Source organism: Thermoplasmata archaeon (genome assembly GCA_035532555.1).
Lineage (GTDB): Archaea > Thermoplasmatota > Thermoplasmata > Lutacidiplasmatales > UBA184 > Lutacidiplasma.
Genome location: DATKQS010000015.1, coordinates 21,805 through 32,673, shown reverse-complemented (window position 1 = coordinate 32,673; position 10,869 = coordinate 21,805). Strand labels below are relative to the sequence as shown.

The following is a 10,869-nucleotide window of genomic DNA, read 5'->3' as shown; positions in this document are numbered from 1 at the left end:
GCTTGTACGCCTCCCGCATCTCCTCTACCGTCTCCTCCGTGAGCTGGCCCCGGTTGAGGTTGTATCGAGCGGTCATGTCTCCCCGGTGGCCCATCCAAAATTGAGCGTGAGCGTGGGAGACTAGCCCCTGACTCTCGCAGGTGAGGAGGCGGGTGGCGAAGGTAGTCCGCAAGACGTACGGCCGGTCTTCTAGCTGCGCGGCTCGGATCGCGTGTCGAACTAGGTCGCCGATATTCATGGTTCGAATGAACGTCCGCTTTGCCCGCTCCGGTACGATGATAGGAGACTCGGGGCCGACTTTCTCTCCGCCGCGAAGCCGGGTCTCAAGGTAGGTTTTCAGATAGCCTGCCCCCTCCGATCCGATGAACGTCGCGTAAGAGTGGCCCCCCTTTGACAAGTCCCGCCGCACGACGATTCGGAGGGGCAGCTTGTCAAACCGTACCTCTCGCTTTTCGATTCGCACGTCGGGAAGGTCCCGGACCTGCAGACCATCAAGCCCGAGGTAATTCCCGAGGACCATCGGCCGGACTCCGCTCATTACCATCAGGGAGACGGCGACCTTCTCTCGGGCGGACGCTGCATTGAGGACGGCCCGGAGCCGGTCGGGAGATAGAGCGGTCTCCTCAAACACGCGGTCCGCGTCGCGGACCTTAACCGCTCCTCGCGGCAGCTCGACCCCGCCGAACCGGAGCCAAGAACGGACGACTTTCACCGTGTAGGCGACGTAACTCCCCTTGCGTCCGCGCCGTCGTTCGTCCTCCTCGAAGCTGTCCAACAGGTCCACGATCCGTTTCGGCCCGAGGCCAAGCAGCTCGCTAGGTGACGACCCGACGCGGAGGCAGAACGTACCGAGGCGGCGGGGCCAAACGTCCGAGGTTGATGGACTCGATTTCTCAAGCCGCCTCCGCCATCGCACGACCTCGGGCTCGCTGAGCAGGCGATCGCGCTTTTGCCGAGCGCTCTTGGAGGGCCACTTTGGCATGACGGGTTCCCAGGTAGGGTCAGGGCGTCTCCCCTATATATGTATCCCTTAACGCTGTAACTGTAAGTAGCCCCGGGCGGATTCGAACCGCCGTCGCCGGCTCCAAAGGCCAGCATGCTTGGCCACTACACCACGGGGCTGCGACCGGCCCAGCGATGGCGTGCGATAATAAGCTGATGCGGCGCGAGCGCCGTCCCAAACCGCCGTACGTGCCGGCGACCCGCGACCTTTGTACTCCTCCGGCCTACTCCCGGCCGTGCGGCGGACGAAGATCTTGGTCACGATTGGACCGGCCTCGTGCTCCACAGCCCAGCTCGCGGGGCTCGTGCGGGCCGGCGCGGACTCCTTTCGTCTCAACTTTTCGCACGGGACCGACGCCGAACACAGCTCATGGCTTGCTCGAATGCGTTCGGTTCGGGAACATCTCGGTCGCGAGCTCCCGATCGTCGGGGACGTTCAGGGTCCCAAGATGCGCATCGGCGCGCTCGCTTCGGAGCCGGTGCGACTGGTCGAGGGCGCATTCTGGACGCTCGATGAGTCGGACCGACCGGGCGATGCGCATCGTGTGGGTGCGCACGTACCGGGATGGACCCGCTCGGCCCGCGTCGGTGACCCGATTCTTCTCGGCGACGGCGGGGTGGAGCTGAGGGTCACCCGGGCCGATCGAAGGGGGATCCGGGCCCGCGTAGTCCACGGAGGACCGGTGCGCAGCCACGCGGGGCTCTTCCTCCCCCGGGCCCACCTGCGCACGCGCGTCCTCGGGCCGAAGGACGTGCACGACATCGGGATCGGTGTCGCGGGCGGGATCGATTTCCTCGCCGTGTCGTTCGTGAGGAACGCCGAGGATCTGCGCCTCGCCCGCTCGGCCCTGGACCGCCGGCCGGGGGGAAATCGAGTAGGTCTCATCGCCAAGATCGAACGCGCGGAGGCGCTCGATGCGATCGATGAGATCCTGCTCGCGTGCGATGGGATCATGGTCGCGAGAGGCGATCTCGGGGTCGAGGTCCCTCTCGAGCGCCTCGCCCTCGCGCAGAAGATGCTGGTGCGCAAGGCCAATCTCGCGGCTCGTCCGGTGATCGTGGCCACGCAGATGCTCCTGAGCATGGTCCACGCGCCCCGGCCCACGCGGGCCGAAGCGACCGACGTCGCCAACGCCGTCCTCGATGGAGCGGACGCCGTCATGCTCTCCGAGGAAAGTGCGATCGGAGAGTATCCCGAGGACTCCGTTCGCTGGCTCGCCCGGATCGCCTCGGCGACCGAGGGTCACATTCCGATGGGCGTTCGCTCGGACGCCTCGGGATCCGCGCCCACGGAACCTACGCCCGAGCGGGCGGTGGCGTTGGCCGCCGTAGAGCTCGCCCACGCAGTCGACGCCCGAGCCATCCTCACCCCGACCCACTCCGGTCGGACCGCGACGCTCATCTCTTCGTTCCGACCCCGGGTGCCGATCGTCGCGCTCTCGGCGGTCCCCGAAACGCGCCGTCGCCTCGGCCTCGTCTGGGGCGTTGAGAGTCGTGCGGTCCCCGCGCGCCAGTTGCTCACCGCGCTCCGGGGTCGTGCCCTTGCGATCGCGCGCGAGCTCGGCCCGGGTCCCGCCGGCCGCGTGGTCTTGACGGCCGGCTATCCGGTCGAGGGCCGACCGACGAACCTCGTGACGATCGTCGATCCCGCCACCGGCCCTACGCGCGCGGCGCCGTCGCGTCGAGATGGGCGTGGTGCGCCGTCCCCAGGTAGGCGTAGAACAGCAGGGGGAGAAACCCGATAGTGATCGCTCCGGCGAAGATCCAGGCGAGGACGTAGCCCCCGTACTCCGCGAGGTACCCGAACGCGATCGCGAGACCGCTCCCCACGAACACCTGGATCGTGTTCAGCGAGGCGATCCCGAGCACGAGATGCTCGCCGCCCGTGTCCGGCATGTACGTCGGGATGAAGTACAGCACGGCGACCGCCACGCCATCGGCAAAACCCACGTAGATGAACAGCGCCGCGACGGCATAGAGGGGCAGGAACGGGATCGTCGCGATCACGACCCCGATCGTTGCGCTGAACAGGACCAGGAGGAAACGATGTCGTCGGCTGCCCTTCGCGAGCCATCCTCCCGCGATCCCTCCAGGGAAGGCGGCCACGACCACGAGTGCGGCGACGGCCGCAGTGATCCCGATCCCCCAGTCGGGATGGACCTCGGCGCCGTACTGTACGAAGTACTGAGCGATGATGTACATCGAGGCCCACAGACCGGCCAGGGCCAGCGATATCGCCCAGAGCGAACGGGACCGGAACACCCGGACGGCGGCGCGCTGGATCTCGGAGAACGTACCCACGACCCGTCGGACCGGTTCGAGGGGAAGGATCCACGCCGCGAACCCGGCGAAGCCCAGAAGGACCATGCCTCCCACGCCGAGCGTCCATTGCCAACCGATCACGGTTCCCAGAAGCGCCCCCCCGAAGAGTCCGATCGCGCCCCCGAGGCTGAAACCCCCGTTGTACAGCCCGATGATCGGGGCGCGCTGTTCGTGCGGATAGTACGACGCGACGAGGCTGAGCCCCGGCGCGAAGAAGAACGCCGCTCCGGCTCCGGTCGCAAAACGAGCCGCCGCGAGGATCTGCCAGTCCGGTGAGAGCGCGCTGAGCGTGCCGAAGATCCCCATCACGCACAGCCCCGCAAGGGCCACCGGCCTCGCCCCCCAACGGAGGGCCGCCATTCCACCCGGGATCTGGAACAGGCCAACCCCGAGCAGGTAGATTCCGAGAACGAGCCCCAGCTGCGAGGTGCTGGCGTTGAGGCCCACGCCGATGAGCGGGAGGACGGCGCCGATGTTGTACCAGTTGAACGCGTAGACGACTCGGGCGATGAACAGGGCCGCTGCAGCGTTCCTTCGATCGAGCGGAGCGAGCGCCGCGGTCAGGCCCCCCGCCTCCCGATCTCCCCGTGCACCTCGAAGTAGCGCAGCAGGCCGAGGGCGGCGAGCGAGTAGCCCGAGACCAGATCGGAGTGCCCGTTCGCGCCCGCGGCGGACCCGGACGACGCGAGACGGGCTTCCTCGTGCGCCCGCAGACGCGCTGCGACGAACTCCGCGTCCGGGCTCTCGCGCGCGGCCTCCAGGGCCACGTCCCGCCACTCCTGGACGATGCCTCGGTACTCGGCGAGGTCCTTCGGGCCCCCCGGAGCGGGACCGAAGTGGCTGTAGAGCACGATCGCCGGATCGAGCCGGCGCATCTCCTCGACGCTCGAATAGAGCTGGTCGAGATCGAGGTCCGGCGGAGGGATCGCGGGGCGTGCACGCCAACTCCCTTCGAGTCGGACCCCGGCGCCGTCACCGGTAAAGACCGCCCGAGTCCCCGAGTCGAAGAATGCGAGGTGGTGGCGGGCGTGGCCTGGAGTGGCAATAATCCGGAACTCCCCCCCGGTCACCGGAAACGACTCCCCGCCGCGGAGGGCCACGATCCGGCCCGGCGCAACGGGGACGATGGGACCCCACAGCGGATCCGCCGCGACCCCCCAGGCCCGCCGCGCGCTCGCGATGAGGCGGGTCGGGTCGACGAGATGCGGGACGCCGAGCTCGTGCGCGTAGAAGGTAGCGCCGGGCAGCTTGTCCACGAGCGCGCCCACCCCTCCGGCGTGATCGAGGTGAATGTGCGTGACGAACACCCGGCGCACCTCGCCCGGCTCGACCCCGGCCGCTGCGAGCCCCTTCAGCAGGAACTCGCGGCAGGTGGTCGGTCCGGTCTCGACCAGGGTCCAGCCGCCTTCCTGAGGCAACAGGTAGGCGGCCACCAGTCCCTCGGTGTCCCGGAAGTCGAGGTCGATCATCCGGCGGTTCTTCCCGAGCTCGAGGACCGTCGGGGCGCTCATGGCTCCCTCATGTGGGCACCGAAATCTGACCGTAGAGCGCGAGCGCCCCCACGATCGTCATGGCCCCGCAGATCACGATCGCGCCGATCCAGGTCGTCCGGCTCCACCGCATCACCTTCGCCCCGTCGAGCGGGCCGAACGGGAGCAGGTTGAACGTGGCGAACCACCCGTTGAAGAACGTCAGCCACAGGAAGGCTCCGACCACCGCCGCAGAGAGATGAGACACCGAGGTCGCGACTGCGCCGGCAAAAAAGACCGCGGAGAAGGCGAGGTTGGTCATCGGCCCGGCGAGGCTCGTTCGTCCCCACTCCCGGAGGTCGTTCATTCCCCCGACCACCGTCGCGCCGGGGGCCGCGAAGAGGAACCCGAAGCTGGCCGTCAGGACGCTGAAGGCGAGCCCGGAGGGAGACATCCGGAACTCGGCCCAGGCGTGGTGGCGCTGGGCGACGAACTTGTGGGCGAGCTCGTGGGCCAGGAATCCGGTGACCGCCGCCGTCGCGGCGATGGCAAACGTCGAGAGCGAGAGGAACCCGGCCAGGCTCGACACGCCGGCGAACAGGCTCAGGCTCCCGATGATCAACATCAAGTCGAACGTCAGCACGATGAACGCGATCAGGAGGTCGCGGATCTCGATGGGAGAGGTCGCGTAGCGCGCGGGAGCGGCGGGATAGGCCGTCGTCGTGTAGTAGTAGCTTGTATTCGGACCGGTCATTCGATCTTCCTCGTGGAGGACGCCCACCGCCGCACAGGCATCGGATGCGCATCCTCACGACCCGTCAGGAGCCCCCGAACCATATCGATCCCGTCCGCGAGCCGGGGGCCCGGCCGGCTGAAGTAGGCCTCGTCGGCGATGTAGATCCCGAGGCGGGGAGTGAGGCGGTCCATGCCGGCGTGCAGCGAAGGGCGTTCCAGTTCCGACTGCGTTCGCTCCACGGAAAAGCTGCACGGGCTGAGCACGACGAGATCGGGAGCGTACCGATCGATCTCCTCCCACGTCGTCCGAATGCCGGGCTCACCGGAGCACGGACCGATCGCGTCTCCGCCGGCCGCGCGCACGATATCCGGCGTCCACAGGCCGGCGAGGATAGGGGGATCCAGCCATTCCACGATGGCCACCAGTGGGACACGGCCGGACAGAGGGGGTGCGGTCGACCGGGCCCTCAGCTCGGCTTCGATCCGATCGCCCGCGGCCTCGTCCCCGATCGCACGTGCCACCGCCCCGACCGTGTCCCACACGTCGGAGAGCGTCCGGGGGGTCAGCGAAACGATCGTCGGAGCGATCCCGGCCTCACGGCACGCGGCGACGACCTCCTCCTCCGTTACCGAACAGACGCCGCATAGGTCCTGGGTGAGGAGCAGCTGGGGCGCGAGCTTCGTGAGCAGGGGGATGTCCAATGTGTACAGGCTTTCCCCCCGGCCCCGAACCTCGCGCACTCGCGCATCGATCTCCTCCGAGGAGAGATGGCCGTCCCTGTGCTTCGGTCGCATGACCGCCGGCCGGGATCGCACGGCGGGTGGGTAGTCGCACTCCTCGCTCCGACCGACTAGATCCGACGCGTGGCCGAGAGCGCAGACGATCTCGGTGGCACTCGGTAGAACGGAGACGATGCGCATGCGGCCCTTCCAATCGCTCGACTACGTCGAAGAGGATAGCTTACCTTTTCGCCCGGACCGGAGCCGCCTGGAGGGAGCGGCGGAACTTCGCCGGGCGTGGGCCGGGGGCTTCGACATCGGCGGGGGTGAGGCGGAGGCCCTCTGCCGAGCGACCCGGATGGACGCCTCCACGCTCTGCCGTGCCGTGGCCTCGGCCTCCGTGGTCAGGCCCAGGGCTCGCGCGGTGTTCAGCTCGAGGCGCGCTCCCGCGGCGTCGCCGGTGCGTTCGCAGGCAAGAGCGGAGAGCAGGCGTAGATGGGCGTCCGAGGGTGAAGCCCGGAGCATCGTTTCGACTTCGCCCCGTGCTTCGACCCACTGCTCGGACTCGATCAGCGCTCCGAGGAGGCCGGCATGCGCCGCAGTGAGGTCCGGGAAATCGCGCACGAGTCCCCGGTACGCACGGATCTCCCGGTCGGTTCGACCGAGCGCCCCGAGCACGACCGCACGGCCGAGCCGAGCGTCCGGGTTATCCGGATGGAGCGCCTGCACTTCTTTCCAGGCCGCATCTGCTTCCTTCCACTGTCCGAGGATCGCGAGCGAACGTGCCACGCCGATGAGGGCGGGTAGATACTCCGGCTTGAGGGCGGCCGCCTGCCGATAGAACCGGAGCGATAGCGCCGGAACGCCCGAGTCCTCCCAACTCCGGGCCCGGCCCAGGATGGCCTCCAACCGCTCGACCGTCGGGAGGTAGTGCCCGCGCGGAGCGCCGCTGACCGGGGGAGAGGGGGGGAGGAGCGGTGACTCGATTCCCAGCTGCTGGACGAGATTCACGAACGCGGGGCCATCGACCACGGTCCCGCCGCCGTCTCCCACCTCCCCGCGGACGGCGCCGGACACGGGATCGGGCGAGAACAGCACGAGCCGCTCCGCAGGGGCCCCATTTGTCTCGAGCCAGTGGTGGACCGATGCCGGGCTCACCCGATCTGCGCGGGGGGCGAACACGAAGAGGAACCCGTCCGTGCTGAGGACGACAAACCCGTCCCGCACTGGCCGCGCGGCCGCGAGGTGCTGGTCCATCGCTTCGAGCATCTCGCCGACGAGACGGACAAACGCCCGGGTCTCCATCGCTCCCGGCAGGGTCGAGCGCTTAAATACGAATGCCAATCCCGCCGGCGGGGCGAACCGTGGAGTTCTCCGAGCTCGCGAAGTACCGGCGATCGATCGAGAGGGAGATTGCCCGACAGTACGCGGCGGAGCGACGAAGGGCCACCCCCACCGTGCGTCCGTACCTCGATATTCTGGAAGAGTTCACGCTTCGCGGGGGAAAGCGATTCCGGGCGATCTGTCTCCTCGCCGGATACCACATCGCCACGGGTCGAGATCCGAAGGTGGTGGTGCCCGCCGCCGCCGCGATGGAGCACTTCCAGAGCTGGATGCTGATCCACGACGACATCATCGATCACGGCGAGGAGCGCCGAGGCGGCCCCACCGTCCACCGTCGCCTCGCATGGGAACACGCCGAGTCGAAGGCCGAGGGCTCGGCGGAGGACTACGGCACGGGGATTGGCATCACGGTCGGCGATCTCGAAGAGCCGTTCACGGTCGACGCCCTTCTCTCCACGCCGGCTCCCCCGGCCGCCCGTCTCGCGGCCCTCGCCGAGTACGTCGAGATGACGCGCCTTACCGCGTACGGCCAGCTCCTGGACGTCCGCAACGGAACGCTCGAACCGAGTCGGGTCACCGAGAAGGACGTGTTGCTCGTGCACGAGTTGAAGTCGGCCGTGTACACCGTCGTCTCCCCGCTGCGCATCGGGGCCCTCCTCGGCGGCGTTCCAGCCCGTCGCCTCGAGGACCTCACGGCGATCGGAACCGATCTCGGGATCGCCTTTCAGCTGCGGGACGACGTCCTGGGTGCGGGCTTCGACGCCGGAGCGAGCGGGAAGAGCTCGAACGATATCGTCGAAGGGAAGCGCACTTTGCTCATCGTGCGCGCGTGGAGCGCCACGGACGAGGCGGGCCGGGACCGCCTTCGCCGGGTCCTCGGCAACCCCCACGCCGCCACGGAGGACGTAGAACGCGCTCGCGACCTCATCCGGTCGACGGGGAGTCTCGAGTATTCCGAGCAGCGGATCGCGCGCCTCGCCCAGCGGGCGTACGCTCGGCTGGCGCGGAGCCGGACGATCCGCCCGGCGGGAAAGCCGCTGCTCCGAGAGATCGGCGATCGCCTGGTCCAGCGCTCGACGTAGGCGCCGAGACCGGTTCAGCCTTGGGAGCCGCCCGACACGGGGACCCCGGCGGCCTGGAGCGCCTCGGAGATCTCCTTCTGCATCGTCGTGTAGCGCTCTTTGAGATGGTTCTCCTGCCGCTCGAGCGCCTTGTGCCGGATCTCGAGGGTCTCCTTCTCTTCCGTGAGTAGCTCCTCGACCTCCTTGCGGCTCTTCGCCTTCACGATCAGGCTGCCGATGGGCCGGTAGATCGTCGCGTCCTCGGGGAGGGACTTGAGCTCCTCGAGTGTATGCGTCACTTCCCGCAGCTTCAGGTCCATCTGCAGGCGCTGTTGGGAAGTCGATTGGAGCTCCTGCTGGAGGCGCTGGAACTGTCGGAGATCGTTCTGGATCTTCGCGGGTATCGCCACGAGGGTTCCGGACCGAACGCGTTAGATAAGCGCTTCGGCCGTGCGTATGTCCTTGAGGGGCGGGGCTAGGATCGGGAGAGCGGAGGGACGCCACCGGCGCGCGGAGCGCGCGCGGCTCTCACCGTCTCCAGCGTCAGGTGGACCCAGCCGAGGTACGTGTTTAGGGCCGCCCGCGCGGCGCCGGTGTCCCGCGCCTCGAGCGAGATCCGGACGATCTTCGGAACGGAGTGATCGATCGACGCAGTGGCCCGAGGCACCTCGCGTGCGGCCTCGGGAGCGAGCGCGCGCGCAAGCCAGTCCGCGACCTCGGCCTCTTCGAGGCGGATCGAGATCGTCGCGGTCCACGGCGGCTCTGGGCTCATCGGTGGAGTTCCGACTCGATCCGATCGACCACTCGGTCGGTCTTCGCGGCCGCGGCGCGGACGTAGGCCCCCGGATCCAGTAGCTCCCCGATCTCCTCCGGCGTCAGGAGCGTGGCGATGGCGGGATCGGCGGCGGCGCGGTCGGCGAGTCCGGCGCCGTGAGCCGCGTCTCGCGTGAGCGTGCGGAGCCGCTCGTGGGCGTCGGCGCGGGCCATTCCGCGCGCGGTCAGGGCGAGCATGAGGTTCTCGGTCATCGCGTTGCCCTGCGAACGCTTCAGATGCTCCGCCATGCGATCGGTGTCCACCCGAAGGGTCCGGAACACCTCCGCCATCTTGCGCAGGATGTCGTCGGTCAACACGATGGAGTGCGGCAGCGCGATCCGCTCGTTCGCCGAGTTGGCGAGGTCGCGCTCGTGCCACTGGATCATGTTCTCGAGCGCGGGGAGCTGGAAGGCGCGGACGAGGCGGGCGAGGCTCGCGACGTTCTCGGAGAGCATCGGGTTACGCTTCTGCGCCATGGTCGAGCTTCCGACCTGCTTCGACTCGTCGAACGCCTCCATCACCTCCCCGATCTCCGTCCGCTGCAGGTTGCGGACCTCCGTGGCGAGCCGTTCCGTGCTCGCCGCCACGAGAGCCATGAAGTTCGCGAACTCGGCGATCCGATCGCGGCCGACGATCTGCGTCGGTGCCTCGGCCACTCCGATCCCGAGCCGGCGCATCACGCCGGCCTCCACCTCCGGCGCGTGCGCGCCGAAGCCGGCGCCGGTGCCGACCGCCCCGGCCATCTTCCCGACCAAGAGGCGCGGCGTGAGCTCCTCCAAGCGTCGGTGATGGCGGGCGATCTCGGCAGCCGCGGACGCCATCTTGTACCCAAAGCTGATCGGGACCGCGTGTTGGCCATGCGTGCGACCGATCTCGGGCGTGGCACGATGTTTGCGCGCGAGGGCCACGAGCGCGAGCGCGAGCTCTCGGAGGTCCTCCCGCAGGATCGCGACGCTCTCCTTGAGTTCGAGCGCGAGCGCGGTGTCCGTGATGTCGGCGGAGGTCGCCCCATAGTGCACCCAACGACCGGACGGGCCGGCGGCCTCAGCGAGCGAACGCACGAGCGCCATGACGTCGTGGCGCAGCTCCCGCTCGAGCGCGTCGGCCCGGGCGAGGGTCACGCGGTGTTCGCGGACCGCGCGATCGATCGCGTCGGCGTCGGCCTTCGGGACCAGTCCGAGCTCCGCTTCGGCGAGGGCGAGGGCGGCCTCGACGCGGAGTGCGCGATCGAGGCGCGCGCCTCGGGAGAAGATCTGCCGAACCTCGGCCCGGCCGTACCGGAACTCGAGGGGACAGAACAGGCTCTCCGCATCCTCCGACACGCTCCGGAGAGCCGGCTCGTCGTATAATAGACGTGCGTCCGGGAGGGCAGTCGCTGGGAGCGCGGTGACCGAGGCCCGAG

General features: G+C 68.7%; 11 protein-coding genes and 1 tRNA gene. 2 read left to right on the top strand and 10 right to left on the bottom strand.

What is annotated here, in order from left to right; all coding sequences use genetic code 11:
• Together VMV28_04055 and VMV28_04050 are read right to left on the bottom strand one after the other, a co-directional pair.
• Positions 1–784: site-specific integrase (locus VMV28_04055; protein HUZ79774.1), on the bottom strand; the 784-nt coding region annotated here is incomplete at its 3' end.
• A gap of 265 nt (positions 785–1,049) precedes the next feature.
• Positions 1,050–1,122 (bottom strand) — tRNA-Gln (locus VMV28_04050).
• 116 nt (positions 1,123–1,238) lie between these two features.
• Between VMV28_04050 and pyk the strand changes: the two genes are divergently transcribed.
• Positions 1,239–2,747, top strand: coding sequence for a pyruvate kinase (gene pyk, locus VMV28_04045; GenBank protein ID HUZ79773.1), 1,509 nt, complete (start codon positions 1,239–1,241; stop codon positions 2,745–2,747).
• Here pyk and VMV28_04040 read toward each other — a convergent pair.
• The 5 genes from VMV28_04040 to VMV28_04020 are packed head-to-tail and all read right to left on the bottom strand — an operon-like array spanning position 2,662 to position 7,553.
• Positions 2,662–3,834 carry an MFS transporter gene (locus VMV28_04040; protein ID HUZ79772.1) on the bottom strand — a complete coding sequence of 391 codons (1,173 nt, stop codon included), beginning with the start codon at positions 3,832–3,834 and terminating at the stop codon, positions 2,662–2,664. The two genes, pyk and VMV28_04040, sit on opposite strands and share 86 nt — an antisense overlap.
• A 50-nt stretch (positions 3,835–3,884) precedes the next feature.
• The gene (locus VMV28_04035; GenBank protein ID HUZ79771.1) at positions 3,885–4,835 is read right to left on the bottom strand and encodes an MBL fold metallo-hydrolase; all 951 of its coding nucleotides are present in this window, start codon (positions 4,833–4,835) and stop codon (positions 3,885–3,887) included.
• Between the two features lie 7 nt (positions 4,836–4,842).
• Complete coding sequence (locus VMV28_04030) at positions 4,843–5,547, bottom strand: hypothetical protein (protein HUZ79770.1); 705 nt, start codon at positions 5,545–5,547, stop codon at positions 4,843–4,845.
• Complete coding sequence (locus VMV28_04025; protein HUZ79769.1) at positions 5,544–6,449, bottom strand: cobalamin-binding protein; 906 nt, start codon at positions 6,447–6,449, stop codon at positions 5,544–5,546. The genes VMV28_04030 and VMV28_04025 overlap by 4 nt, the downstream gene beginning before the upstream one ends.
• Before the next feature lie 21 nt (positions 6,450–6,470).
• Positions 6,471–7,553 (bottom strand): tetratricopeptide repeat protein, encoded by a 1,083-nt coding sequence (locus tag VMV28_04020; protein HUZ79768.1) that lies wholly within the window; start codon positions 7,551–7,553, stop codon positions 6,471–6,473.
• A 59-nt stretch (positions 7,554–7,612) separates the two neighbouring features.
• On the opposite strand from VMV28_04020, the gene VMV28_04015 reads away from it, so the two are divergent.
• Entirely contained in the window at positions 7,613–8,674 is a 1,062-nt protein-coding gene (locus tag VMV28_04015) for a polyprenyl synthetase family protein (GenBank protein ID HUZ79767.1), read from the top strand.
• Positions 8,675–8,688: 14 nt separating this feature from the next.
• On the opposite strand, the gene VMV28_04010 is transcribed toward VMV28_04015, so the two are convergent.
• The 3 genes from VMV28_04010 to purB form a co-directional block, all read right to left on the bottom strand.
• Positions 8,689–9,063 carry a prefoldin subunit beta gene (locus VMV28_04010; GenBank protein ID HUZ79766.1) on the bottom strand — a complete coding sequence of 125 codons (375 nt, stop codon included), beginning with the start codon at positions 9,061–9,063 and terminating at the stop codon, positions 8,689–8,691.
• Positions 9,064–9,128: 65 nt separating this feature from the next.
• Entirely contained in the window at positions 9,129–9,425 is a 297-nt protein-coding gene (locus VMV28_04005) for a KEOPS complex subunit Pcc1 (protein ID HUZ79765.1), read from the bottom strand.
• Positions 9,422–10,789: an adenylosuccinate lyase gene (purB, locus tag VMV28_04000; protein ID HUZ79764.1), complete on the bottom strand. Its 1,368-nt coding sequence runs from the start codon at positions 10,787–10,789 to the stop codon at positions 9,422–9,424. The genes VMV28_04005 and purB overlap by 4 nt, the downstream gene beginning before the upstream one ends.
• Positions 10,790–10,869: the final 80 nt, after the last annotated feature.

Bases quoted from the DNA above. Each gene is read 5' to 3' on its own strand.
- VMV28_04035 (HUZ79771.1), bottom strand. From the start codon at position 4,835: ATGAGCGCCCCGACGGTCCTCGAGCTCGGGAAGAACCGCCGGATGATC.
- VMV28_04030 (HUZ79770.1), bottom strand. From the start codon at position 5,547: ATGACCGGTCCGAATACAAGCTACTACTACACGACGACGGCCTATCCC.
- VMV28_04025 (HUZ79769.1), bottom strand. From the start codon at position 6,449: ATGCGCATCGTCTCCGTTCTACCGAGTGCCACCGAGATCGTCTGCGCT.
- VMV28_04020 (HUZ79768.1), bottom strand. From the start codon at position 7,553: ATGGAGACCCGGGCGTTTGTCCGTCTCGTCGGCGAGATGCTCGAAGCG.
- VMV28_04005 (HUZ79765.1), bottom strand. From the start codon at position 9,425: ATGAGCCCAGAGCCGCCGTGGACCGCGACGATCTCGATCCGCCTCGAA.